The 25,222-nt window shown below is 67.5% G+C and carries 23 protein-coding genes and 1 riboswitch; of the genes, 16 read left to right on the top strand and 7 right to left on the bottom strand.

The genetic code is table 11. The annotated features are described in order from the left end of the window. Window positions 1-57 precede the first annotated feature (57 nt). From ABNX08_RS25390 to ABNX08_RS25410, 5 genes are all read left to right on the top strand, one after another. Window positions 58-1,002: a YncE family protein gene (locus ABNX08_RS25390; protein ID WP_022538454.1), complete on the top strand. Its 945-nt coding sequence runs from the start codon at window positions 58-60 to the stop codon at window positions 1,000-1,002. Window positions 1,003-1,085: 83 nt separating this feature from the next. Next, entirely contained in the window at window positions 1,086-2,423 is a 1,338-nt protein-coding gene (locus ABNX08_RS25395) for an MFS transporter (protein ID WP_022538455.1), read from the top strand. Then, window positions 2,420-3,376, top strand: coding sequence for an amidohydrolase (locus ABNX08_RS25400; protein ID WP_022538456.1), 957 nt, complete (start codon window positions 2,420-2,422; stop codon window positions 3,374-3,376). The genes ABNX08_RS25395 and ABNX08_RS25400 overlap by 4 nt, the downstream gene beginning before the upstream one ends. Window positions 3,377-3,480: 104 nt before the next feature. Then, a complete protein-coding gene (locus ABNX08_RS25405) occupies window positions 3,481-4,467 on the top strand; it encodes a LysR family transcriptional regulator (protein ID WP_022538457.1) in 987 nt (328 codons plus the stop codon). 36 nt (window positions 4,468-4,503) lie between these two features. Further along, entirely contained in the window at window positions 4,504-5,409 is a 906-nt protein-coding gene (locus ABNX08_RS25410; protein ID WP_022538458.1) for a helix-turn-helix domain-containing protein, read from the top strand. Here ABNX08_RS25410 and ABNX08_RS25415 read toward each other — a convergent pair. Beyond that, window positions 5,384-5,884, bottom strand: coding sequence for an acyloxyacyl hydrolase (locus ABNX08_RS25415; protein ID WP_374063713.1), 501 nt, complete (start codon window positions 5,882-5,884; stop codon window positions 5,384-5,386). The two genes, ABNX08_RS25410 and ABNX08_RS25415, sit on opposite strands and share 26 nt — an antisense overlap. A gap of 364 nt (window positions 5,885-6,248) precedes the next feature. Next, window positions 6,249-6,407: riboswitch (FMN riboswitch) on the top strand. A 167-nt stretch (window positions 6,408-6,574) separates the two neighbouring features. On the opposite strand from ABNX08_RS25415, the gene ribB reads away from it, so the two are divergent. The 4 genes from ribB (at window position 6,575) to ABNX08_RS25435 (ending at window position 10,413) form a co-directional block, all read left to right on the top strand. Beyond that, a complete protein-coding gene (ribB, locus tag ABNX08_RS25420; RefSeq protein WP_022538460.1) occupies window positions 6,575-7,258 on the top strand; it encodes a 3,4-dihydroxy-2-butanone-4-phosphate synthase in 684 nt (227 codons plus the stop codon). Window positions 7,259-7,371: 113 nt separating this feature from the next. Next, window positions 7,372-7,935 carry a surface-adhesin E family protein gene (locus ABNX08_RS25425; protein WP_041682052.1) on the top strand — a complete coding sequence of 188 codons (564 nt, stop codon included), beginning with the start codon at window positions 7,372-7,374 and terminating at the stop codon, window positions 7,933-7,935. Window positions 7,936-8,094: 159 nt separating this feature from the next. Continuing rightward, the gene (locus tag ABNX08_RS25430) at window positions 8,095-8,313 is read left to right on the top strand and encodes a hypothetical protein (RefSeq protein WP_022538462.1); all 219 of its coding nucleotides are present in this window, start codon (window positions 8,095-8,097) and stop codon (window positions 8,311-8,313) included. Window positions 8,314-8,655: 342 nt separating this feature from the next. Then, window positions 8,656-10,413: a mechanosensitive ion channel domain-containing protein gene (locus ABNX08_RS25435; protein ID WP_041681761.1), complete on the top strand. Its 1,758-nt coding sequence runs from the start codon at window positions 8,656-8,658 to the stop codon at window positions 10,411-10,413. Window positions 10,414-10,446: 33 nt separating this feature from the next. On the opposite strand, the gene ABNX08_RS25440 is transcribed toward ABNX08_RS25435, so the two are convergent. Then, a complete protein-coding gene (locus tag ABNX08_RS25440) occupies window positions 10,447-10,869 on the bottom strand; it encodes an RT0821/Lpp0805 family surface protein (protein WP_022538464.1) in 423 nt (140 codons plus the stop codon). Window positions 10,870-11,124: 255 nt separating this feature from the next. Between ABNX08_RS25440 and ABNX08_RS25445 the strand changes: the two genes are divergently transcribed. The 3 genes from ABNX08_RS25445 (at window position 11,125) to mdoH (ending at window position 16,025) form a co-directional block, all read left to right on the top strand. Beyond that, on the top strand, window positions 11,125-11,460 hold the full coding sequence (locus ABNX08_RS25445) for a hypothetical protein (RefSeq protein ID WP_022538465.1): 336 nt from the start codon (window positions 11,125-11,127) through the stop codon (window positions 11,458-11,460). A gap of 366 nt (window positions 11,461-11,826) precedes the next feature. Continuing rightward, window positions 11,827-13,434 (top strand): glucan biosynthesis protein G, encoded by a 1,608-nt coding sequence (locus tag ABNX08_RS25450; protein ID WP_022538466.1) that lies wholly within the window; start codon window positions 11,827-11,829, stop codon window positions 13,432-13,434. After that, complete coding sequence (gene mdoH, locus ABNX08_RS25455) at window positions 13,407-16,025, top strand: glucans biosynthesis glucosyltransferase MdoH (RefSeq protein WP_022538467.1); 2,619 nt, start codon at window positions 13,407-13,409, stop codon at window positions 16,023-16,025. Before ABNX08_RS25450 ends, mdoH begins: the two co-directional genes overlap by 28 nt. 113 nt (window positions 16,026-16,138) lie before the next feature. On the opposite strand, the gene ABNX08_RS25460 is transcribed toward mdoH, so the two are convergent. After that, window positions 16,139-16,735, bottom strand: a complete 597-nt coding sequence (locus ABNX08_RS25460; protein WP_041681763.1) for a hypothetical protein — start codon at window positions 16,733-16,735, stop codon at window positions 16,139-16,141. Window positions 16,736-17,186: 451 nt separating this feature from the next. Here ABNX08_RS25460 and ABNX08_RS25465 point away from each other — a divergent pair, with 451 nt between their 5' ends. Then, a complete protein-coding gene (locus ABNX08_RS25465; RefSeq protein WP_041681764.1) occupies window positions 17,187-18,392 on the top strand; it encodes a Bcr/CflA family multidrug efflux MFS transporter in 1,206 nt (401 codons plus the stop codon). Between the two features lie 25 nt (window positions 18,393-18,417). Here the strand turns inward: ABNX08_RS25465 and ABNX08_RS25470 are convergent, their stop codons facing one another. Together ABNX08_RS25470 and ABNX08_RS25475 are read right to left on the bottom strand one after the other, a co-directional pair. Next, window positions 18,418-19,248, bottom strand: a complete 831-nt coding sequence (locus ABNX08_RS25470; protein ID WP_022538470.1) for a mechanosensitive ion channel family protein — start codon at window positions 19,246-19,248, stop codon at window positions 18,418-18,420. A gap of 218 nt (window positions 19,249-19,466) precedes the next feature. Next, window positions 19,467-20,669, bottom strand: coding sequence for an ammonium transporter (locus ABNX08_RS25475; RefSeq protein ID WP_022538471.1), 1,203 nt, complete (start codon window positions 20,667-20,669; stop codon window positions 19,467-19,469). Window positions 20,670-21,177: 508 nt separating this feature from the next. Between ABNX08_RS25475 and ABNX08_RS25480 the strand changes: the two genes are divergently transcribed. The 3 genes from ABNX08_RS25480 to ABNX08_RS25490 all read left to right on the top strand — a co-directional run bounded on the left by ABNX08_RS25480 (window position 21,178) and on the right by ABNX08_RS25490 (window position 22,607). After that, window positions 21,178-21,459, top strand: a complete 282-nt coding sequence (locus ABNX08_RS25480) for an HU family DNA-binding protein (RefSeq protein ID WP_010814166.1) — start codon at window positions 21,178-21,180, stop codon at window positions 21,457-21,459. Between the two features lie 165 nt (window positions 21,460-21,624). Next, the gene (locus ABNX08_RS25485) at window positions 21,625-22,110 is read left to right on the top strand and encodes an acyl-CoA thioesterase (RefSeq protein ID WP_041681765.1); all 486 of its coding nucleotides are present in this window, start codon (window positions 21,625-21,627) and stop codon (window positions 22,108-22,110) included. Window positions 22,111-22,127: 17 nt separating this feature from the next. Further along, window positions 22,128-22,607, top strand: coding sequence for a CreA family protein (locus tag ABNX08_RS25490; protein WP_022538473.1), 480 nt, complete (start codon window positions 22,128-22,130; stop codon window positions 22,605-22,607). A gap of 21 nt (window positions 22,608-22,628) precedes the next feature. Here ABNX08_RS25490 and ABNX08_RS25495 read toward each other — a convergent pair whose 3' ends face one another. Together ABNX08_RS25495 and ABNX08_RS25500 are read right to left on the bottom strand one after the other, a co-directional pair. Then, window positions 22,629-23,453 (bottom strand): phosphatase PAP2 family protein, encoded by an 825-nt coding sequence (locus ABNX08_RS25495; protein WP_022538474.1) that lies wholly within the window; start codon window positions 23,451-23,453, stop codon window positions 22,629-22,631. Beyond that, on the bottom strand, window positions 23,450-25,216 hold the full coding sequence (locus ABNX08_RS25500; RefSeq protein WP_022538475.1) for a class I adenylate-forming enzyme family protein: 1,767 nt from the start codon (window positions 25,214-25,216) through the stop codon (window positions 23,450-23,452). The genes ABNX08_RS25495 and ABNX08_RS25500 overlap by 4 nt, the downstream gene beginning before the upstream one ends. Window positions 25,217-25,222 lie beyond the last annotated feature (6 nt).

The following is a 25,222-nucleotide window of genomic DNA, read 5'->3' on the forward strand; positions in this document are numbered from 1 at the left end:
TGTGCCGCCATGCAAAAAGCCTGGATCCCACAGGCGTGCGAATCACAAGGAGACAGAATGGACAACCGATGGACGGCCGTGCTGGTGGAGAAATTCGGCCATAGCTTCAGCGCTTACGAACTGGCTGGCGGTCAGCGCCGCTTCAGCGTGCAGTTGCCGGACTATCCCCATGAATTCGTGGTGGACCGCGAGCGCCTGTGTGGCTACGTCGGCCACTATGGCGTGCAGACCTTCGCGCATGCCGGCGACGGCGGCGCCGCGGTGATCGCAGTCGACCTGATGCGCGGCGCGGTCGGGGCACGGCTCGATTGCTCGCCCTATCACCGCATCCATGGCCTGCAGATCGACCGGCAAGGGCGCGTCTACGCGTTGAGCGAGCGCGACAATATGCTGCTGGTGTTCGAGGCGCCGCTGGAGCGCCCGGTGCCGGACCGCGCCGTGCCGGCGGGCGGGGTGAAAAGCCATCTGTTCGTGTTGTCGGCCGATGGCGAGCGGGCCTACGTGACCAACCTGCTGTCGCATACCGTGACACTGGTGCACCCCTACGATGCCACCCGCGCACCGCGCGCGGCCAACGCCGGCAGGCGCCCGGAGGGCTGCTGCCTGAGCCGCGACGAAGCAGCGCTCTACGTCGCCAGCCGCGACGATCACACTCTCACCCGGCTGGACGCGCGCACGATGGAAGCGCTGCGCACGGTGCCGACCGGCGAGGACCCCACCCGTATCTACTGGTCGCCGGACGATCGCCTGTTCGTGCTCAACTACGGCGAGCGCAGCATCCGCATTTTCGATCCCGACACGCTCGCCGAAACCGGTCGGGTCGATACCGGCGCGAAGCCGATCGCGCTCGCCTTCCATCCCGCAGACCCGAGCCGCGCCTATGTCGCGCTCAACGACCACACCGTCGGCCAGCTTGACCTGCCTGGCCTGACCCTGCGCCATGCCTTCACTACCGGCAAGGAACCGGACGGCCTTGCCATCCTGGCTTTGCCGCCGCGGTAGCCAGCGGGCGTTTCAACCGACAAGGCTGCGAAGGCAGCGCAGAAGCCGGCGGCTGACACCAGAAATCAGTACGGAGACAGAATATGAAAGGCTTGGACCAAGCCGGCGCCGGCACGTCCGTCGCCATCGATGCGGCACCCGTTACCGGTGCCGCCAGCATTCCGGCCCAGCGCTGGTGGCGCATCATCCCGCCGATCCTGATGGTCTGCATCGTCTCGTACATGGATCGCGTCAATATCGCCTTCGCGATGCCGGGCGGGATGGGCGACGCGCTCGGCATCGGCGCCAGCATGGCCGGCCTGGCCGGCGGCATTTTCTTTGTCGGCTATCTCTTCCTGCAGATTCCCGGCGGCAAGCTGGCCGTGCGCGGCAGCGGGCGCAATTTCATCGCCTGGTCGATGCTGGCCTGGGCCGTCATTTCCGTGCTGACCGGACTGGTGCGCAACGAGGCCGAACTGCTGATTCTGCGCTTTGCGCTGGGGGTGGCCGAGGGCGGCATGCTGCCGGTGGTGCTGACCATGGTCGGCAACTGGTTTCCCGATCACGAACGCGGACGCGCCAACGCCCTGGTGATCCTGTTCGTGCCGATCGCCGGCATCATCACCGCGCCGCTGTCGGGCCTGGTGATCGCGGCGCTCGACTGGCGCTGGCTGTTTATCGTGGAAGGCCTGATTTCGCTGGCCTGCCTCGGGGTGTGGTGGAAGCTGGCCTGTGACCGGCCGGAGCAGGCGCGCTGGATTTCGGCCGAAGAGAAGGCTTATCTGCTGGCCCGCCTGCGCGAGGAAGAGCAGCAGGCGGCCGCCGCTGGCGCGGACGTGGGGCAGGGTGCCGGCGGCACGCGGGCGGTGTTGGCGCACATCCTGTCGCAGGACGTGATCTGGCGCCTGATCGCCGTCAATTTTCTCTACCAGATGGGGATCTACGGCTACACGCTGTGGCTGCCCACCATCCTGAAGGGCCTGACCGGAGGCGGCATGGGGCAGGTCGGCATGCTGGCCGTGCTGCCATATCTGGGCACCATGGCCGGCATCCTCGCGATCTCCTCGCTGTCCGACCGCACCGGCCGGCGCAAGGCTTTCGTGGTCTGGCCGCTGCTGGGTTTCGCCGCCTGCCTGGCCGGTTCGGTCTGGTGGCACGACAATACCTGGCTGTCCTATGGCCTGCTGGTCGGCAGTGGCTTCTTCCTGCAGTCCGCAGCGGGGGTGTTCTGGACCCTGCCACCGCGGCTGCTGGCCGCCGAGCACGCGGGCGTGGCGCGCGGCGTGATCAATGCGCTCGGCAACCTGGGCGGATTCTGCGGCCCTTACGCGGCGGGCGTGCTGATCGAGCGCGTCGGCGCGGGCGCCGGTGTCTACCTGCTGGTCGCCGCGCTGCTACTGGCCAGCGTCCTGGCCGCTACCTTGCCGGGGCGGTGCCGATGAACCGGGGAGCAAACGGGGCGCTGCCCCGAGGCCTGGCCATCGTCGACGCGCACCACCACCTGTGGCAACTCGGTCGCGGCCGCTATCCCTGGCTGCAGGATGAATACCGGCCGCAGGCCTTTTTTCTCGGCGATTACCAGGCCCTGCGCAGCGATTACCTGGAGGCCCAGTACGCGCATGACACCAGCGCCGTCACCGTGCTGGCCACCGTGCATGTAGAGGCCGAACGCGAGCGCAGCGAAGCCGTCGACGAGACCGCGTGGCTGCACCGCCAGGCCTGGCGCCCCGGCATGGCTGCAGCGGTGGTGGCCTACGCGCCGTTCGGGACTCCCGGGTGCGCCGAACTGCTGGCGCGCCAGGCTGGCTTCGCGCGGGTCAGGGGGACGCGATGCAAACCGCTGACCGCGGCGGCGCCGGGCGAGTCGGTGGCCGGCCGCCCGGGGTCGATGCAGGACCAGGACTGGCTGGATGACCTGGCGCGGCTGGAACGCCATGGCCTGTCGTGGGACCTGCGGGTACCGTTCTGGCATTTGCGCGAGGCGGCCCAGGTGGCGGCGGCCTTGCCGGGGGTGCTCATTGCGCTCAATCACGCGGGCCTGCCGCTGGATCGCTCGGAGGAGGGCCTGGCTTGCTGGCGTGCCGGCATGGAGGCGCTGGCTGATTGCGCCAATGTGTCGGTCAAGCTGTCGGAGTTCGGGCTGGCCGGCGGGCGCTGGGATGCGCAGGGCAACCGCCGCATCGTGCGCGAGGTGCTGGCGATATTCGGGCATGAGCGGGCGATGTTCGGCAGCAACCTGCCGGTCTCGGGCCTGAGCGCGGACTTCGGTACGATCCTCGGCACGGTGTGCGAGGCGCTGCCGGATCCTGTGTCCAGGCAGCGCGTGCTGGCCGGGAATGCGGCGAGGTTCTATCGCATTGCGCCGGCGCAAATGATGACGTTCCCGCAAGCGTGAGAGGGGAGAAAGCCAGCGGCAACGGACACGCCCACTACGCTGCCAGCCGCCGCACGCATGCTATAAAGGCCGCTCTTCGCCGAGGCTCCTCCTGAGCGGCCACCATGCCAGACCTCTCCGCCCCCCTCTCCAGCGCTGCCACGCTGCGCAAACGCCTGCATATGCGGCATCTGCGCCTGGCCCTGGCCCTGGCCGAGCACCGCTCGCTGCGGCGCGCCGCCGCACAGATGGCGCTGTCCCAGCCAGCCGTCACCAAGGCATTGCACGAGCTCGAGAGCGTGGTCGGCACGCTGCTGTTCACGCGCCATGCGCGCGGCATCGAGCCGACGGTATTCGGCGAGGCGCTGATCCGCTACGCGCGCGTGGTGCTGGCCGACCTGGATGCCCTGCATGATGAATTTGCCGCCATCGCCGCGGGTGAGGTGGGCAAGGTGCGGCTCGGCTCGATCCTGGCCCCGGTGCCTTCGGTGCTGTCCGGCGTCATCAACGCGCTCAAGGCGCGCTATCCGCATTTGCATATCGTGATGCAGGTCGACACCAGCGACGTGCTGGTACAGGCGCTGCGGCAGGATGCGCTGGACGTGGTGATCGGACGCATCCCCGAGGGTACGATGGCCGACGATCTCGACTTCGAGCCTCTGTTCGAGGAGTCGCTGGCCATCGTGGCGCGTGCCGGCCATCCGCAGGCAGGCAAGCGCAGCGTCAAGCTGGCTTCCCTGGCTGGCTATCCCTGGATCATCCCGCCAGCGGCCGTGCCGATGTGGCAGATCATCGACCAGACCTTCCGCGACAACCGCGTGCCGCTGCCGGAAGACATCATCGAGACCTCGTCGATCATGGGCACGCTGCCGCTGCTGGCGGACAGTGACCGCATTGCCGTCGTGCCGGGTGCCATCGCGGACTACTTCGGCTCGCTGGGCGCGCTGGCAGTGCTGCCGGTGCCGATGCGCGGGCGGCTGGTGCCCTATGGGATCGTGGTGCGCCGGCGCCGTGCCGCCACGCCGGCCATGCGCCTGCTGATCGACGCAGTGCGCGCGGCGGGGGCCGGCGATCCGCATGCCACTGAATTGGAGCCACTACCTGCCAGGTAATGGTTATTCGCCGCGGTGCATGCTGTAATGCATCCCATGGAGACGCTGACCCCCGCTTCCGAAGCCACCCTCGACTTCCCCGGCCTGCTGCGCTACTGGCGCGGCAAGCGCGGCTACAGCCAGCTGGCGCTGTCCCTGGCCGCCGGGGTGTCGCAGCGCCACATCTCCTTCCTGGAATCCGGCCGCGCACGCCCCAGCCGCGAAATGGTGCTGGCACTGGCCGACCGGCTTGGCGTGCCGCTGCGCCAGCGCAACCGGCTGCTGCTGGCCAGCGGCTTTGCCCCGGCCTATAGCGAACACGCGCTGGCCTCGCCGCCGCTGCAGATGGTGCAGCAGGCGATCACGCTGATCCTGTCCAAGCAGGAGCCTTACCCGGCCGTGGTGCTGGACCGGTTCTGGAACCTGGTGGACGCCAACGGGGCCTACCGGCGCATGCTCGACACGCTGCTCGACGGCCGCGCGCCGGCGTCGCTGTCGGACGAGGAAAACGCCGGACGGCGGCGCATCAACCTGATGCTGACCGTGTTCGATCCCGAGGGCCTGTGGCCGATGATCGAGAATGCCCGCCAGGTCGGCCGCTACCTGGTGCGGCGCGTCTGGCAGGAGTTGCAGGTGCAGGCCCACGACCAGACCGCGCGCGAGATCTTCCGGCGCATCGCCGCCTGGCATCCCGACATGGTGGGGCCGGGCGGCGTGCTGCTGCCCGAGGACGACGGCGCCGAGGGCTCGCCGCCGCCGGTGCTGCCTGTGGTACTGCACGCAGGCGCGTTCCGCGCGTCGCTGTTCTCGACGCTGACCACGCTCGGCATTCCGCAGGACATCACCCTGCAGGAGCTGCGCATCGAATGCTTCTTCCCGGCGGACGACGGCACGCGCGCCCTGTTTGAAACGCTGGGCGAGGCGGACTGTGCCGCCGTCAGAAGCGGTAGCGCAGGTAGATGACGTGGAAGGTGGTGCCGGGATTGGGGTCCTTGATGCCGGCGTTGGACAGGTGCTGGTAGCGGTAGCCCGCGGTAAAGCGGCGGTCCTTGCCGACCGTCACGCCGATGCCGGCATATTCCGAGAACTGGAAGGCGGTGGAGATGACGTGGTCATCCGAGGTACGCGTGCCGGTCAGCAGGCGCGGCCCGACCGACAGTTCCAGGAACGGCACCCAGTTGTGGCGCCACCACGCGATGCGCACCACCGGCGAGGCGCCGAACTCCCACAGGTCGTTCGGGTTGTGATCGCTGTTGCTGAACCAGCGCGCGACATTGACTTCCCATTGCAGGTCAACCTGCCAGCCCTGCGGATTGCCCCAGGCCCAGCCTGAATCCCACAGCAGGGCGACCTCGGCCTTCTGTACATCATGGTCATTGTCGAAGCCGTAGTTCAGCTGCACGGCCGGCGCGGCGCGGGCCGCGGAGCCCAGGCACAAGGGCAGCGCTACCAGCGCCGCGAGGGCCGCGTGGCGCGCCCGGCGTCGCGGCAGCCATCGCGGCTGCGCTCGCGGGGATGGCGTGGGGTCAAAGGAGGAACAACTCGCATGGCGGTCTGGCCTGGCTTCTTGATCTTGTCGGAGCATGGGAAGCACGGAGAAACGATGCTGCGTGGTTGTCAGGCGTGGCATGGCCCGGCAGCCGCGACGGCGCCGCTTGCGTAGGCTCAGCCTCCTTAACCTATTTGTAGTACACGGCGACGCGCGTTGCAGCGCCGAGGGGGGCGCTGCGGAGAGCAAATAGAAAAATTCAATCGTGCTAACATTCGCGGGCCGGTGCTGGCCGCAGGGCCGCACCGGTACGTTACGTCTTCAGGGCGGGGTGAAAGTCCCCACCGGCGGTATGCCGCGGTGCGCAATGCGTGCCCGGCGAGCCCGCGAGCGCTCGCATTCCCGTGCGAGGTCAGCAGACCTGGTGAGAGGCCAGGGCCGACGGTCATAGTCCGGATGAAAGAAGATGGGCGGAGCTTGCCCGCGTGGCCTGGCGCATTTGCCCTGGCCCGCGGCCTTGCCGTTGCCTTGCGCCGCGCGCGCAGGGCGGGGCTGTCTGTGCACGTGCCGTGCGCAGCGTGGCAACTCTGTCGACCCTTCCCCTGGAACGCCCAAATGATCTGAACAAGGAGCGTTTCAATGCCTGGCCATTCCACCGAAGTTGTCGATCCCGATGTGTCCGCGGCCTTTGCCGTCGATACCGATACGCGTGCGCTTGCCGAGCGCATCGCGCAGGCGCTCGACGCCATGCGCGAAGGCCGTCCCGTCGTGCTGCTCGACGATGACGACCGCGAAAATGAGGCTGACCTGATCCTCGCCGCCGAGCGCCTCACCACCGCCAACATGGCGATGATGATCCGCGAATGCAGCGGCATCGTCTGCCTGTGCCTGACCACGGGCAAGGTGCGCCAGCTGGGCCTGCGGCCCATGGTCGAGCACAACCGCAGCCAGTACGGCACGGCCTTCACGGTCTCGATCGAGGCGCGCGAGGGGGTCAGCACCGGCGTCAGCGCCGCCGACCGCATCACCACCATTCGCGCCGCCATTGCCGCAGACGCGGGCACCGATGCAGTCGTCAGCCCCGGCCACGTGTTCCCGCTGGTGGCGCGCGACGGCGGCGTGCTGGAGCGCCGCGGCCATACCGAGGGCTCGGTCGACCTGGCGCGCATGGCGGGCCTGTCGCCGGCCGCGGTGCTGTGCGAGCTGATGAACCCGGACGGCACCATGGCGCGCCGGCCCGAGGCGCTGGCCTTCGCCGAGATGTACCGGCTGCCGGTGCTGACCATCGAGGACCTGGTGGCCTGGCGGGAATTGCACGGCTGACGGCGGTGTGCCTGCCGCACGTTCCGGTCTGAAAACGTATCGGGATGTGTCGGAATGCGGCACCCGTGTGCGACAATGCGGATCGCTTTTCCCGTCAATACGAGGGCAATTCCATGACGTTCCGCATTTTTGGGTACGCAGCCGCGCTCGCTGGCTGCGTGCTCGGGCTGGCTGCACCGCTGGCGCATGCCGAAGGCAGCGCCGCGCCGGCCTCCCGCCCGGCCGCCGCCGCCGGGCTGTACGAGTGCCAGGTGCCTGGCGCCGGCACCGTGTTCCGCTCCACTCCCAGGGAAGGCTGCCGCTTGGTGGTGGCGCCCGATCCGGGCGCGCCTGACCCGCAGCGCTGGATTCCGCTGATGGGCGCCAACGGGGTGATCTCCTATTTCGACCAGTCCGCCGTGCGCCGCCAGGGCACGGAGGTAGGCGTGGTGGTGATGCGCAATTCCCCGTCGGGCGTGATCCGCACCGCCAGCGGCGAGCCGATCCGCTCGTCGCTCAAGCGCATGGTGCTGAACTGCGCCAACTCGATGTTCGCGGTGGTCGAGCAGACGCTGTACAGCAAGCGCTTTGCCCGAGGCGAATCGCTCTATACGATCCGCGCGCCGCAGTACGGTACCTTCCAGCCGGCCGGGCCGGGCACGATCGCCGGCGAGCTGCTGCGGCGGCTGTGCCGCTGAGCCGGGCGGCGATTCACGGCGCACAAGTACATCGTCTCAGGGTTTGTCCCCGTCAACCGCGTACAAACCATCCTCGTTGATGCTGATGACAGGGCGCAGAACAATGCGCCCCGGTCATTGCAGGCATTCCCACATGCAGGGGCTCACGAGGAGACCGAAATGAAGAAGTGGATCGTCATGCTGTCGATGGCAATGTTTGGCGCGGGCGCGATGGCGCAGACGCCGGCAACCCCGGCCACGCCGGCAGCTCCGGCGGCGACCAAGGCTGCGCCGGCCAAGGCCGACAGCGGCAAGGCCAAGGCCAAGAAGACCAGCGCCAAGAAAAAGAAGAGCCACGCAACCGGCACCAAGGACCCGATGGCGAAGAAAGGCGCCTGAGCGCCGCTGCCAAACTGGCGGGCGGACGCACGGCTCCCCGGCAAGCGGGGACGCAAGCGGCGCCCTTACCGCCATGCCGCCACGCATCGATGGCGGGCCGGGCCGGCCGCCACCGCTGCGCGAGATGACAGCCTTGTGGCACGCAATGCGTGCCGTCCGGGGGGAGGGCGTGTCAGGCGGATCAGAACGGAGGCTTCGGCCTCCTTTTTTTCGTCTGCCGCACGCGGTGGCCCCGCCGCGCCGGCTTTGCGCATGCACCGGCCCACGCTATGCTTGCGGGCATCGTGCCAGGCATGGCGTGTGGCCGTCGCGCTGGCAAGGCGAACTCGGACGGGAGCGTTTATGGCAGCGCTTGCAGCATGGCGGCGGTGGCAGCGGACGGCGGCAGCATGGGTGGCCGGACTGGCCTGGCTGGTTTGCATGGGCTGGACGCATGCCGGCCTGGCGGCGGCGCCAGCCCCATTGCCAGCCTCAGTGTCCGCCCCAGCGCCGGCGGCGATTGTCGTACACACCGGCGACGCGGCCGAGCTGCGGCTGATGGACCGGCCGGTCGCCACACTGCGCGCCAGCATTGCAGGCGCCGGCCCGGCTGCGCGCGTGGCGCGGGCGCAGCAGGCGTTTGACGAACTCTCCGAAGCCGAACTCGCGCTGCCGTCTGGCCAGGTCAGCGGCACCTTAGGCGAGGCCCCGATGATCGCGTTCCGGCAGGGCGACTGGCTGCTGTTCGTGCTCACCGCGCAGGACCTGTCCCCGGAAGACAACCTCACGCTGGAAGCCGCTGCCACGCGCGCCGCGGCCGGGCTGCAACAGGCCGTCGAGGCGCGGCGCGCGCACCTGCACTGGCCCAACCTCTTGCGCGGCGCTGCGCTGAGCGCGCTGGGGCTGGCGGTGCTCGTCGCACTCGCGTGGGGGGTGGGGCGTGCGGGCATCGCGCTGCGTACCCGGGTGCAGGTGGCCCTGCAGCGGCACCTGGAACAGCGCACCGGCGCGGAGTTCGACTGGACCGGCGCGCTCTACCATTTGATCGGCCGCATCGTGCAGATCCTGACCATCGGCCTGGTGCTGGTGCTCGCCTTTGCCTGGCTGGACTTTGCGCTGGAGCAGTTTCCGCTGACGCAGCCGATGGGCGACCGCATGGGCGCGTTTATCGCCGGGCTGCTGTCGCGCATCGCCCTGTCGATGGTGGCGGCAGTGCCGGGCCTGGTCACGGTGGCGGTGATCCTGCTGATCACGCGCGCGGTGCAGCGGCTGGTGTCGAATATCTTCAAGGCCGTGCAGAAGGGCCAGATCACCGTGCCCGGCATGCACCCCGAAACCGCAGGTGCGACGCGACGGGTGGCGGCCGTGCTGATCTGGGCGCTGGGCTTTACCTTTGCCTACCCATATATCCCCGGCTCGGAGAGCGATGTGTTCAAGGGGCTGTCGGTGCTGCTCGGCTTTATGGTGACGCTGGGATCGGCCAATGTGGTCAACCAGCTGATGAGCGGCATGGTGGTGGTTTACTCGCGCGCGCTGCGGCGCGGCGACATGGTGAGCATCGGCGAGACCGTCGGCACCGTGGCTTCGCTCGACGCGTTGTCAGTGAAAGTCATCAACCTGCGCAATGAAGAAGTGACCCTGCCCAATGCGGTGGTGGTCGGCAGCGCCATTCACAACTACACGCGCCACGGCAGCGTGCGCGATCCGCAAGCGCACGAGGGCTGGCAGGCGGCGATGATCTCGACCTCGGTCACCATCGGCTACGACACGCCGTGGCGGCAGGTCCATGCCATGCTGCTCGCGGCCGCCGCCGAGGCCACGCACTTGGCGCCGTCGCCCACGCCGTATGTACTGCAGCGCGGGCTGTCGGATTTCTACGTCGAGTACGAACTGTTCGCCGCGCTGGACCAGCCGCGCAACCGCTTCTTCGCGCTGTCGGCGCTGCATGCGGCGATCCAGGACCAGTTCAATGCGCACGGCGTGCAGATCATGTCGCCGCATTTCATGGCACAGCCGGAAAAGACGGTCTATGTGCCGGAGGCCAAGTGGTACGAGCGGCCGGGCGCGCCGGACATCGATCCGGCGGCGCATCCGCACCGGTCACCGTCGCAGACAACATGACACGTGCGCCGCGACGTGCCGGATCAGCGCGGCTTAGTCACCGACGTGCCGTGACTTCCATTGCCCGCTGGGCTGCTTGCAGAACCAGCCGTTCCAGTGTTCCTCGGCGCTGCCGCGCTTGAGGTCGGACTTCACGCGCCGGCACGGCTGGCCCTTGTCGGTCTTGCTTTCGATGGGTGTGATGGTGCCGTCGATCTGCTGGCGCCGTCCCGCGGCCGGGTAGGTCCATTCGACGGCCTGGCCGTCGGCGGTATCGTTCAGCGCCTTGCGCACCGACTTGGCAAACGACGTGCCTTCCTTTTCGTTCATCGTGCCGATGATGGTGCCGCTCAGGTAGTTGTCGAAGTACGCCTGCGCGGGCGCGGTCATGGCGAGCAGCAGGGTGGCACCCAGCGCGCCGGCGATGGCGGCACGCTGGGCTGGGCGTGCGGTATGTTGTGTGGGCCGAGGCAGCATGACGATTCCTTTATGGCTTCGTGGTGGCGTTTGGGTGGCATTGTAAGCGAATGCCGGGCTGCCGACGACGGCAACCACGGCAGGCTACGCTGCCGCAGCGAGCGCGCATGCCGCGCCGCGTGGTTGACACATGCAAGGCCCTGACCTAGCGTTGATTGTTGCCCCGACGCTTGCCGTCCCTCACGCGCCGCAACTGCTGCCGCTGCGCCCCTTTCTATATAGCCATGGCAAGCCATCCCTGCGAGAGGAGATCCCATGAAGCTGCGCTATCTCACCATCGGCCTGGCGCTTGCCTGCGCCTTCGGCACGCTGCACGCCCAGACCTCGGGCAAGACCGACAAGTTCAATCCCTACACCGACGGCGCCAAGCAGGACAAATTCAGCCCGTACTCGGATGGCGCAAAAAGCGACAACGTGACCTCGCTGAATCCGGGTGCGCGACCTGACCAGCTGGAGCCGATTCAGGACGGTGCGCAGAAGTCCTTCGACTCCTACAGCCAGGGCGGCATGAAGAGCGGCAAGTTCGATACGTATTCCGACGGCGCCAGGAGTGGCAAGTTCGATACGTATTCGGAAGGGGCCAAAAAGTAACACTGTATTAAGGGGTCCGCCGGGCGGCGGACCCGGATATCCAGCGAATTGTGAGGGGCCGGCAAGCATTGCCTACGCCGGGTGGGTGGCCGTGTGACCCCAACGCCCGCAAAGCCTTGCCTGGAGCGGCTTTCGGGCAACCTGGTGAACAATTTGTTTCAAACCTTGCGTGATCGAAACGTGACTTTGGCGTCTCGAATTGTTATGGTCTATTGCGCATCGCAACAAACCAGACACATACCCCACGGGCCGTTCGCTTCGTGTCCGGGCCACGCCACTTCGCGCCGGGTCCGTCTCTTGCTGTGCCGTCCTTCGTTCCGACCGCCGATGCCGGTCACCCCGATTTAACCGCTCACCCTGGCATACATGTCACAGACCGCCACGCCACACCTGTCCGCAACGCTATCCCGGCCCGCTCGCGCAATCACCGCCGGCCCGGGCGCCCGCCACCGCGCGCAGCGCGCAGGCTTGCGGATTGCGGCATGGCTTGGCGGTGGCGCGCTGGCGCTGTGCGCCATGGCCGCGCATGCGTTCGACTTCGACACCGTGGCGGCGCGCGCGCGCCAGCTGGCGGCATCGCCGTACAAGGCGCCCCCGCAGAACCTGCCGCGCGAGTTGCGCGAGCTGTCCTACGAACGCTACCGTGAAATCGAATACAAGCCCGAACGTTTCGCCTGGCGCGGCACGCGCTCGCCGTTCGAGTTGTCGTTCTTCCACGAGGGCATGGTGTTCGACCAGCCAGTGCGCATCCATGAAGTGGTGGGCAACAGCGTGCGCGAGTTCCGCTTCGACCCCTCTGCGTTCAACTACGGCCCGCACAAGGTGGATGCCGCCAAGCTCAAGACGCTGGGCTTCGCGGGCTTCCGCATCCTCTATCCGCTCAACGGCAAGCGCAAGGACGAGCTGGCGTCGTTCCTCGGCGCGAGCTATTTCCGCGCGCTCGGCAAGGACCAGTGGTATGGGCTGTCGGCGCGGGGGTTGGCGGTGGACACCGCGCTCAATTCGGGCGAGGAGTTCCCGCGCTTCGTCGAATACTGGATCGAACGCCCCGCGGCCAATGCCAAGGAGATCACGATCTACGCGCTGATGGATTCGCGCCGCATGAGCGGCGCGTACCGCTTCACCATCAAGCCCGGTGAGGAGACCGCGATGGAGGTCAAGTCGCGCCTGTACCTGCGCGAGAACGTGACCAAGCTGGGGCTGGCGCCGCTGACCAGCATGTACCTGTACGGCGAAAACCAGCCGTCGCCGGCGCAGGACTTCCGGCCCGAGGTGCATGACTCGGACGGCCTGTCGATCCACCTGGGCACGGGCGAATGGGTGTGGCGCCCGCTGGTCAATCCCAAGCGGCTGCTGGTGACGTCCTTCGCGGCGACCAACCCGCAGGGCTTCGGGCTGATGCAGCGCGACCGCAGCTTCAACAGCTACCAGGAACTCGGCGCGTGGTACGAGCGCCGGCCCAGCGGCTGGGTGCAGCCGCGCGGCAACTGGGGCTCGGGCCGGGTGGAGCTGGTGCTGATCCCGACGCCGGACGAGACCAACGACAACATCGTCGCGTACTGGGTGCCGGACAACCCGCCCAAGCCGAAGCAACCCTTCGACTATGAATACCGGCTGCTGTGGCAAAAGGACGGCGAACAACAGCCGCCGCTGTCGTGGGTGACCCAGACCCGTCTGGGCCAGGGCCAGACCCGCAACAAGGAGGACATGAGCTTTTCGCTGGTGGTGGACTTCGAAGGCCCGTCCTTCCGCAGGCTGCCGGCTGACGTTCGCATCGACCCGGTGGTTTCGGCCGATGCCAACGGTGAATTGCTGAAGACGTCGGTGCAACGCAATGAGGCGACCGGCGGCTGGCGCATGACCATGGTGATGCGACGCAAGGACGAAACCAAGCCGGTAGAGTTGCGCGGCTATCTTCGCAACGGCAATACAACCCTATCCGAGACGTGGAGCTACATCTTACCCCCCGGCTAAAGCAGCGACCGGCCCAGGCGGCGGCATGCGAGCGCTATGTCGACCGCCTGCCCGTATCGCCTGAAGTGCGCAGCGAACTGCTGGCAGACGGCCCAAGCGCCGCGGCCACGCCTGCCGCACCCCTGACACCCGTGGCATCCGGTGCCCCCGTGATATCCGTCACTCCGGACGGCCGCGACGCGCAGGACGCGATCGCGCGCCTGCAGTCGCGCCTTGCGGCCAAGGACACGCCGGCCGCGCAGGGCGGCAGCGCCTACGCCTCCGTTGGCCGCCGTTTCACGATGGCGTACGGCAATCCGCAGGTAGGCGGCGAATCGCTGCTGCAGCGGCGCGAAGACGGCACCGTCAAGGTCGACACCGGCCCCGAGCCCGAGCGCAGTTCGATGGTGCCGCGCCAGTGGCCGCCGCATATCGTCACCGGCTGGCTGCGCAATACCTGGCGCCGCATGCTGGGCCGCCCGCCGGTGCCCGAGACCTGGGACACCCTGCACGACGGCCCCGATGCCGAAGGCAAGTGGCACCCGGCGGGCTCGCACCGCCGCTGGTTCCTGCTGGGCCTGGTCGTGATCCAGACCGTGCTGGCCACGTACTTCATGACCAGCGTGCTGCCGTACCACGGCGCCGACCCGCTCGAGATCGCGGTCCTGGGGCTGTTCGCCATCCTGTTCTCGTGGGTGTCAGCCGGTTTCTGGACGGCGATGATGGGCTTCCTTGTGCTGGCCAAGGGCGGCGACCGCCACCTGATCTCGCGCTCGGCCGCGCCTGACGGGCCGCTCGCGCCCGAGGCGCGCACCGCGATCATCATGCCGATCTGCAATGAGGACGTGACCCGCGTGTTCGCGGGCTTGCGCGCCACTTATGAATCGATGGCGCGCACCAGCCACCTGGCCAACTTCGATTTCATCGTGCTGTCGGACAGCGGCAACCCCGACCTGCGCACCGCCGAGCACGATGCGTGGATGGAACTGTGCCGCGCGGTCGGCGGCTTCGGCCGCATCTTCTACCGCTGGCGCCGCCACCGCGTGAAGCGCAAGACCGGCAACGTGGCCGACTTCTGCCGCCGCTGGGGCAGCAAGTACCGCTACATGGTGGTGCTCGATGCCGACAGCGTGATGAGCGGCGACTGCCTGGCCACGCTGGTGCGGCTGATGGAAGCCAACCCCGGCGCCGGCATCATCCAGACCGCGCCGCTGGCGGTGGGCCGCGAAACGCTCTATGCGCGCGTGCAGCAGTTCGCCACGCGCGTGTACGGGCCGCTGTTTACCGCGGGGCTGCACTACTGGCAGCTCGGTGAATCGCACTACTGGGGCCACAACGCCATCATCCGCGTCAAGCCGTTCATCGAGCATTGCGCGCTGGCGCCGCTGCCGGGCCGTGGCCCGCTCTCGGGCGAGATCCTGTCGCACGACTTCGTCGAAGCCGCGCTGATGCGCCGCGCGGGGTGGGGCGTGTGGATTGCCTACGACCTGGAAGGCTCGTACGAAGAACTGCCGCCAAACCTGCTGGACGAGGTCAAGCGCGACCGCCGCTGGTGCCAGGGCAACCTGATGAACTTCCGGCTGTGGCTCAAGCAGGGTTTCCACGTGGTGCACCGCGCGGTGTTCCTGACCGGCATCATGGCCTACCTGTCGGCGCCGCTGTGGCTGCTGTTCCTGCTGCTGTCCACCGCGATGCTGGCCAAGCACGCGCTGGTGCCGCCGGAGTACTTCACGCAGCAGTACCAGTTGTTCCCGACCTGGCCCGAGTGGCATCCCGAAAAGGCGCTGGCGCTGTTCTCCGCCACCGCGACGCTGCTGTTCCTGCCCAAGCTGGCCAGCGTGGTGCTGCTGATGAAGCAGGCGCGGCGCTACGGTGGCGCGGTGCAGCTGTTCGCCAGCATGCTGATCGAGGTGCTGCTGTCCGCGCTGCTGGCGCCTACGCGCATGCTGTTCCACACCAAGTTCGTGATCGCGGCGTACAGCGGATGGGGCATCTCGTGGAAGTCGCCGCCGCGTGAAGACGCGGAGACGTCCTGGGGCGAGGCCTTCCGCCGCCACGGCTGGCATACCGCGCTGGGGCTGGCATGGGGCGGGCTGGTGTACTGGCTGAACCCGTCCTACGTGCTGTGGCTGCTGCCAATCGTCGGCTCGCTGGCGCTGTCGATCCCGCTGTCGGTGATGTTGTCGCGGGTGTCGTTCGGACGTGCCTCGCGCAATGCGGGGCTGTTCATGATCCCCGAGGAGACGCTGGTTCCGCGCGAGATCGTCGAGACGCAGCAGCATGTTGAGAATGCCGCGGAGACGCCGGACTTTGTCGATGCCGTGGTCGACCCGGTCACCAACGCACTGATGTGCGCGACCGCCACGCCGCGCACCATCCAGCCGGATTCGGCACGGAAGCGCCACGAGGGGCTGGTCGTGCATGCGCTGACCCATGGGCCGCGCGCGCTGACCCCGGCGCAGAAGCATATGCTGCTGGGCAACCCGTTCGCGCTGGCGCGCCTGCATGAACTGGTGTGGGGCTCGCCGCTGGCCGATGCCGGCTGGAAGGACACGCGCGTGCTGATGCGGCGCGCCGCCAACGTTCTGCCGCTGCGTCCGCGCGCGGCCTGAGGCACGCAGCCGAAAGCGGCAACAGCAGCAAAATCGACAACGGCCCGCTTCATGCGGGCCGTTGTCGTTGGCTGCAACCAATCTCCTGTTGCAACCGATTCTTGTTATCGTGTTCAGCGCAGCGCGGCGGTGCAGATCGGCGAGTTGATATAGACGTCGCCCACGCGGCGCTCGCCGCGGTCCTTGCGCGTCATATAGCGGAACATCAGGCTGACGCCAAGCTTGGTCAGGATTTCCACGTCGCGGTTTGCGCAGATATTGCGCTGCAGCGGCGCGGCGTAATTGACCTCGAAGCTGGCCAGGTCCAGCATCGGCCCGCGATAGTTGGTGAGTTCAAGCTGGAACAGCACGTGCTTGCCCGGGATCGACTGGCAGCGGCGCAGGCGCGTCTCGCCATCGATCTCGATCGGCAGGGCGTCGTTGAGCTGGCGGCAGGCGCGCGCCAGCACGTTGTCCGGGCGCGCGGTGCTGCGCAGAAGTTCGGGCACGCCCGCGGCGCCGGTGTTCTGGCCGGTGGCCGCGCCCTTGAGCATGCGCGACAAGGCCTCGGCTTCATCGATCACTGGGGCGACCGGCGCCGAGGCGGCGGCGTTGCGCGTCAGTGCCGGCGCGGCCGTGGCCATCAATGGCACGGGTAGCACCCACAGCAGCGCAGCCGCGAGTGCGGCCGGGCCAAGCGAAGCGGAAAGCGGCGTTTGTCGTATTCTCATGCAAGCTAACGTTGCCGGGACCGGTACTGTCGTCCGTCTCTGCGTGGCCGCCGGCGCTCTGGCGATCTCTCTCGCGCCGACAGGCTCGCATTGTACTCTCCACCCCGGCAGGCGTGAAAGGCACGGCACACTGCGAGGACGTCCGGATTGCATCGGGAGCGCGTTTTTGCTGCATGCATGCAAGCGCTTGCCTGATATCACTATCCAACAAAAATGCCAGGCATGCCATCTTCATCGAAGCCGGCGTTGGCGTGGCGTTGCCATGGTGCGCGACCGAACTTTCCGGCGCTCAACACCAGTTTTCCTGAACGACAGTTTCAAACCGCAGCACGCCCGAGCCGCAGCGTTTTCGTTATGCTGTGCAACAATTGTCCTTTGCACGCGTTGCACGGCCGGCTGTTTCACAAGCAGGCCGGCTGCGCGTGACCACCGCCGTTCCCGGATGCCTTCCATGTCTCGTTCTCCGAGCGCTGCCTCGCCGGCGCGCTTTCCCGCCTGGCTGCTGATCTGCGGCTCGCTGATGGCGATCGCGCCGCTGTCGATCGACATGTACCTGCCCAGCTTCCCGTCGCTGGCCGGCGATCTCGGCGTGGACATCGGCCAGGTGCAGCTCACGCTCGGCACCTTCCTGGTGGGGCTGGCGCTGGGGCAGGCGTTCTACGGGCCGTTCAGCGATCGTTTCGGGCGCAAGCCGCCGCTGTATGTCGGGCTGGGCCTCTATGTGGTGGCCGCCGTTGGCTGCGCGCTGGCGCGCAACGTGGAGTCGCTGATGCTGTGGCGCTTCCTGCAGGCGCTGGGCGGCTGCGCGGGCATGGTGATGGCGCGCGCGGTGATCCGCGACCGGCTCGAGGCGCATGAATCCGCGCGCGCGTTCTCGTCGCTGATGCTGGTGATGGGGCTGGCGCCGATCCTCGCGCCGATCCTCGGTGGGGCGATCCTGACGGCGTCGGGCTGGCGCACGATCTTCTGGGTGCTGGCGGCGGCCGGGACCATGATCCTGCTGCTGGTGCACTGGCGCATGGAGGAATCGCTGGACCACAGCCGTGCGGCGCCGCTGCGGCTCGGCACCGTGGCCAGGAGCTATGCCGAACTGCTGCGCGACCGCGAATTCCTGGGCTATTCGCTGTCAGCCGGCTTCGGCTCGGCGGGCATGTTCGCCTATATCTCCGGCTCGCCGTTCGTGCTGATCGAGCTGCATGGCATCGCGGCGTCGCACTACGGCTTTGTGTTCGGCGCCAATGCGCTGGGGCTGATCGCGATGTCGCAGCTCAATGGCCGGCTGGTGCGCGGCCGCTCGCTCGACCATGTGCTGGGGCGCGCGCTGCTGGGGGCGTGCGCGGCAGGGATCGGGCTGGCTGTCGCGGCGCTCGCGGGCGTGGCCGTGCTGCCGGTGCTGCTGGCCGGTTTTTTCGTCTTTATTGCGGCCCTGGGTTGTGTCACCCCGAATGCGTCGGCGCTGGCGCTGGCGCACCAGGGCCATCGCGCCGGCACAGCCTCGGCGCTGATGGGCACGCTGCAGTTTTCACTGGGCACGCTGGGCGGCGGTGCCGTCAGCGTGTGGCGCGACGGCACCGCGTTGCCGCTGGCGGTGGTGATGGCGGTATGCGGTATCGGCGCGGTGCTGATGCGGCATTACGGCCGCTCTGGCACGCGCTGATGCCGCCCGCCGACGTCGGCCAGCCTCAGGCCGCCGCGGCCTGCTGCACCACCACCATGTGCGCCGGCATGGGCGCGGCATAGCCGGCCTGGCCGAAGCATTCGCGGAGGACGCGGTTGGTGTCGAAATAGACCTGCCAATAGTGGTCGTTGTGGCAGTGGGGGCGTACCGCCAGTACCGGGCCGACCAGCGTGAACTCCAGGATCTCCACGTCGACGGGGGGCTCGGCCAGCACGTTGGGGATCTGTGCGATGCGCTCCTTCAACAGCGCCACCGCCTCGGCCACGTCGGTGCTCCCCGCCAGCTGCGCTTTCAGTTCCACGCGCCGGAATGCATTGGCCGTGAAGTTCTGGATGGTGTCGCTGAAGATCTTGTTGTTGCCGACCACGGTCTGGACGTTGTCGGGCGTGTCCAGGCTGGTCGCGAACAGGCCGATCTCGCGCACCGTGCCGGTGACGCCGCCGATGGTGACGAAGTCTCCGACCTTGAACGGCCGCAGCACCACCAGGAACGCACCTGCGGCGAAGTTCGACATCAGGCCCGACCAGGCCATGCCGATAGCCACGCCGGCGGCGGCAATCAGTGCGGCAAAGGTGGTGGTCTGGATGCCGAAGTAGCCGAGGATGCCGATCACCAGCACCACGTTCAGCGTCACGGTGACGATCGAGCCGACATAGCGCAGCAGCGTCGGATCGACCTTCTGCTTGCCGAGCGCGTTCTGCACCATGCGCACGACAAAGTGGATCAGCCATCGGCCAATGACCCAGAAGGCGAGGGCGGCGAGGATCTTGACCCCGAACTGCGTGGCATAGGCGACAACCAGGGTCTTGAGGTTGTCCAGCGTGGTGGCTTCCATCGGCGTTTCCTTTCGGTTTGGGGAGTCCGCCCGGCTGCCGGCGGCAACATCCATACCGATTTTGCCGGCTACTGGGTGCAAGCCCTGCGCGCTGACGCGGCGCAATACGAGGGCACGGCAATTATTGGAACGCCGTGCGGGGAAGTGCAAGCAAATAATCGTGAAGGCAAGCTGCGTCCGGGCAGCTTGCCTGTCTGAATCTGGCCGTCCCGCCGGGGTTACCAGTTGGTTTCACGCTCCGGTGTCGCGGAAATCCGATGCAGCGTCAGGTCGGCGCCATTGAATTCGCCCTCGGCGTCGAGCCGGATGCCCACCAGCTTCTTCAGCGTGCCGTATACCAGGGTGCCGCCGGCCAGCGCAATCGCGATGCCGAGCGTGGTGCCGATCGCCTGCGCGCCCAGCGACACGCCGCCCAGCCCGCCCAGCGCCTTCGCGCCGAAAATGCCCGCGGCGATGCCGCCCCAGGCGCCGCACAGGCCGTGCAGCGGCCACACGCCGAGCACGTCATCGATATGCCATTTGTTCTGCGCCAGCGTAAACAGGTAGACAAAGAGCGCGCCGGCCACACCGCCGGTGATCAGCGCCCCCAGCGGGTGCATCAGGTCCGAGCCCGCGCACACGGCCACCAGCCCCGCCAAGGGGCCGTTGTAGGCAAAGCCGGGATCGTTGCGCCCGGCCGCCCAGGCCGCCAGCGTGCCGCCGGCCATCGCCATCAGTGAATTGATTGCCACCAGGCCGCTGATCTTGTCGACCGTCTGCGCGCTCATCACGTTGAAGCCGAACCAGCCCACCGCCAGCACCCAGGCGCCCAGCGCCAGGAAGGGGATGTTCGACGGCGGATGGGCGCTGATGCGGCCATCCTTCTGGTAGCGCCCGCGCCGTGCGCCCAGCAGCAGCACCGCGGGCAGTGCGATCCAGCCGCCCACCGCATGCACTACCACGGAGCCGGCAAAGTCGTGGAACGGCGCGCCGGTCACGTGCGTGATCCAGTCCTGGATGCCGTAGCGCTGGTTCCAGGCTATGCCCTCGAAGAACGGATAGACAAAGCCCACCAGCACAAAGGTGGCGACCAATTGCGGATTGAAGCGCGAACGCTCGGCAATACCGCCCGAGATAATCGCCGGAATGGCCGCGGCAAATGTCGCCAGGAAAAAGAACTTGACCAGTTCGTAACCGCTTTTCTGGGCCAGGGTTTCTGCGCCGGCCATGAATTGCACACCATAGGCGATGGTGTAGCCAATAAAGAAATAGGCGATTGTCGAAACCGCAAAATCCACCAGAATCTTCACCAGCGCATTGACCTGGTTCTTCTTGCGCACCGTGCCCAGTTCGAGAAAGGCAAAGCCGGCGTGCATGGCCAGCACCATGATGGCGCCAAGCAGTATAAACATGGCGTCGGTGCCAGTCTTCCAGTTGTCCATAGTCACCTCATGCTCAAAATGGGAGCGTGGGTATGCAAAAAGCATTCCAGCTTTCGCTGCATCCTGGTGCTCATTGCACCTTCCTGAGCAAAACCGCACCGGAATGCCGCGTGGCAAGCTTGCGGAGACGGGGTGAAAATCGGAAACGGCTGGTCGGCGGGGCCTGGAATGCGCCAGAATGGAGCCTTGGTGCGAGGTCTGGTTGATCCGTTGTGGTGCAGCGCCCCAAGAGTGGGCATATGTTCCATCGCGGGTAGGGACGGTCGTGGCAGTCGCAGCCGAGATTCCCAGGCAAACGCTACAGCCCGGGAAATCGCGCCGCTGGCAAGCGGAAAAAGAGTGGGAAATTGACCGCTAACCGGCCTCAATCAAGGATTTGCGGGTTTTTTCGTTGCATTGGTGCCACTGGGGATTGCTCAACGCGCGAAGGGCAGATTAGACTGCGCCGATCGATGGCTTGCCGCCAGGCCAGCTCATCGGTGACGACGACCAACAAGGGAAATCAGCCATGAATAAAGGTGAACTGGTATCGGCCATTGCCGCGGAAGCAGAACTGAGCAATGCCGCTGCCGAGCGTGCGCTCAACGCAGCGCTGGACAGTATCAAGAAGGCAGTGGCCAAGGGTGACTCGGTGACGCTGGTGGGCTTCGGCAGCTTCAGCGCCGGCAAGCGCGCCGCCCGTACCGGCCGCAACCCGCGTACCGGCGAAACCATCAAGATCCCGGCCGCCAAGACGGTCAAGTTCTCTGCCGGACAGGGTTTCAAGGACGCCGTGAACAAGAAAAAGTAAGTGGTCTGCGTCCACAGCTAGAAGAGCGGCCTGGCAGGCCGCTTTTTCTTTTGGGGCCGCCTGGGCACACCAGTGCCGCTGCGCTCGGGTTAAACTGCCGGCGCGCCCGGGTCGTCGTCAGTGCCGCCCCGGCCATCCAGCCCCCGCAATCCCCGACTCCGCATCATGAACGACCAGTCCCACCAGCTTTCCATGACCGTGCTGATGACGCCGGACATGGCCAATTTCTCCGGCAACGTCCACGGCGGCACCATCCTCAAGTACCTGGACATGGTCGCCTACGCCTGCGCCAGCCGCTACGCCGGGCGCTACGTGGTCACGCTGTCGGTCGACCAGGTGGTGTTCCGCCAGCCCATCCACGTGGGTGAGCTGGTGACCTTCCTGGCCTCGGTCAACTACACCGGCCGCAGCTCGATGGAAATCGGCATCAAGGTGGTGACCGAGAACATCCGCAGCAAGCTGGTGCGGCATACCAACAGCTGCTACTTCACCATGGTGGCCGTGGATGACAACGGATCGCCCGCCGAGGTGCCGCCGCTGGAGCCGCGCGACGAGGTGGAGCGCCAGCGCTTTGCCGCCGCGCAGCAGCGCCGCGCGTTGCGCCAGGAAATGGAAAAGCGCCACGACGACATCAAGACGTCAGTGACCTGAGGAGCGCGGGCCCAGCCATGAAGTCCAATCGCATCCGTACCATCCTGGCCGCGGCCGCCTGCGTGGCGGCGGCGACAGGCGCGCAGGCCGAGGAGATTGGCAGCGTCAGCACCAATTTCCGCATGACCGGCTCCGACAAGGTGGTGATCGAAGCCTATGACGACCCCCAGGTGGACGGCGTGACCTGCTACGTGTCGCGCGCCCGCACCGGCGGCATCAAGGGCCAGCTCGGCATGGCAGAAGATCCGCCCGAGGCCTCGATCGCCTGCCGGCAGGTCGGCACCATCGCCTTCAAGGCGCCACTCAAGCAGCAGGACAACGTCTTCTCGGAGCGCATGTCGATCCTGTTCAAGACGCTGCACGTGGTACGCGCGGTTGACCGCAAGCGCAATACGCTCGTGTACCTGACGTATTCCGACCGCATCGTCAGCGGCAGCCCGCAGAACAGCGTGACGGCCGTGCCGGTGCCGGCCGGCACGGTGATCCCCGTCAAGTAACAGGCCCCGGCAGCGCGCCGCTCAGGGCGCCAGCGCCGCCGTTTCCGCCTGGCAGTCGCGTGCCGGTCGGGCGCCACTTGCACGTACCGCGGCCACTTCCTGGCGGGCCTTTTCCAGGTCGGCGCGGAACACCGGGTCGGCATGCAGCCGCGCCACGGTGGCCGCGGCCATCATGCGGCCCTCGTTGACATCGCTCTGCCAGTGCACATTGCACACCACGCGGCTCTGGCCGAACGCGCGCCCCCGCGCCAGGATGTCATTGGCACGCTCCGGCTCGACCTCGGCCAGGATCAATGCCCAGGCCCAGCCGATCGCGCTGTGGCCGGACGGGTAGGAGCCGTCCTTTTCCAGGTGGGCGCTTTCGGCCGGCGTGCACATCTGCGTCTTGTTGGCGACGAACGGGCGCGTGCGCTGGTAGCGGTTCTTGGCGCCGTAGGTGGACAGGCCGGCATCGACCAGGCTGCGGCGCAGCAGCATGTAGAGGTAGGGCGTGTCCTTCTCGCTGACCGGCACGCCGAGCGCGCACGAGAACGCCGTGGCTGCCTGCGGGAATTTCAGCACGGCATCGTCGCTGGCCAGTTGCCAGCGCGGCGAACCGCGCAGCGTGCCGGCCTGGCGCGCCGCATCCTCATCCATCGCCAGGGCCGCCGAACCCTGCGCCGGCGGCGTGGGCAGCAGCTTCAGGCTGTCAGGGCGCGCTTCGGCCGCCAGGTAGCCGGCCGGCACGCCCGGGCGCAACTCGGGCACCGCGGACAGGTTGGTGCCGCCGGCCGCGCAGCCCGCGAGCAGCGCGGCCAGTGCCACGGCGGCGATTTGCCGCATCGGATGCAATGGGGCTCGATTCAATTGGTCGTGTCCTTGTTGTTGGTGGCATCGAACAGCTTGCGCAGGTTCGACTTCAGTATCTTGCCATTGGCATTGCGCGGCAGCATCTCCGGGAACACCAGGATGCGCACCGGCACCTTGAACGCCGCCAGCCGTTTGCGCACGAACTCCTGCAGCTCGGCTTCGGTCGCCTGCATGCCGGGCTTGATGCTGACCACCGCGGCGGGTTCTTCGCCCAGCGTCCGGTGTGCGAGCCCAACCACGGCCGCGTCCACCACCGCGGGATGCTCATACAGCGCGCTTTCCACCTCGATGCAGTAGATGTTCTCGCCGCCGCGGATCAGCATGTCTTTCATGCGGTCGACGATATAGACGTAGCCTTCCTCGTCCAGCCGGGCGATATCGCCGGTGCGCAGCCAGCCGTCGACAAAGGTCTGCGCCGTGGCCTCGGGCTTGTTCCAGTAGCCGCGCACGACATTGGCGCCGCGCGCCATCAGCTCGCCGGTTTCGCCTGGCGGCAGCGCATCGCCGCGTCCGTCGACGACTTTCATTTCGCCGATCGGCAAGGCCGGGCCGCTGCTGTCCGGGCGCATCTCGTACTCTTCCGCGCTGTGGCTGGTAAAGGTCGACGAGGTTTCCGTCATGCCCCAGCCAATGCCTGGCGCGGCCTGCGGAAAGACCTCGCGGATGCGCCGCACCAGCTCGGGCGAAGCCGGCGCGCCGCCATAGTTGACGTTCTCCAGCGACGACAGGTCGAAGCGCGCGCGCTCCGGATGCTCCAGGATCTGCCACGCGATGGTGGGCACGCCGCCGGCCGAAGTGCAACGCTCGCGCTCGATCAGCCCCATGCCGCGCAGTGCGTCCCAGCGGTGCATCAGCACGATCTTGGCGCCGGTCGCCAGCGCGCCGTTGAGCACCGCCATGCAGCCGGTGACATGGAAGAACGGCACTGCCAGCAGCGCGGCCTTCTGCGGTGCGGCGGGGTCGGGCGCGGGGATCGGCTCGCCCCGGCGCAGCAGGTTGCGGATCACGCTGAAGCTGCCGGCGGCGACCACCGAAGCAGAATTGCGGTGCGTACCGAGCGCGCCCTTGGGTTTGCCGGTGGTGCCCGAGGTGTAGAAGATGGTGGCGTCGTCTTCCGGATCGATCTCGACCTGTGGTGGTGCCTGGTCCCGCAGCGTTGCCCAGGCAACAGGGGGGCCGATCACGTTTTCCAGCGGCACCACGCGCGCCTCGGCCACCGTGCCGCCGGCGCGCGACACGTAGACGCGTTCCAGCGCCGGGCAGGCCGGCAGGTGCTCCAGGATCCGGTCGAGCCGTTCGGCATCGACGATGGCCACGCGGCTGCCGGAATCTGCCAGGCCGTATTGGAGCTCCGCTCCGCTCCACCACGCATTGAGCGGCGTCACGATCGCGCCGGTGAGCAGCGCACCGTAGAACGCCACCGGCCACTCCGGCAGGTTGCGCATGGCCACTGCGACGCGATCGCCCTTGCGCACGCCGTCGCGCACCAGCGCATGGGCCAGCGCAATGGCGGCGCGCTGGAAGGCATCGTAGGAAACGCGCTCGTCCTCATAGACCACGAAGGTGCGGTCGGCAAAGGCGCGCGTGGCCAGGAACAGCTCGCGCAGCGTGTGCGGGGCGTTTTTCCAGACCTTGGTGGGGATGCCGCGGATCGTGCGCGTTTCGGTTTCGAACGGCGCGCCGGGCGCGGTAAGCCGGGCGTGGGCCTCGGCCAGGGACATGACCGGCCAGCTGCCGGCCACTTGCGGATTGCTCGACATGACTGC

The organism is Cupriavidus sp. DF5525 (assembly GCF_040149425.2).
Classification (GTDB): domain Bacteria; phylum Pseudomonadota; class Gammaproteobacteria; order Burkholderiales; family Burkholderiaceae; genus Cupriavidus; species Cupriavidus pickettii_A.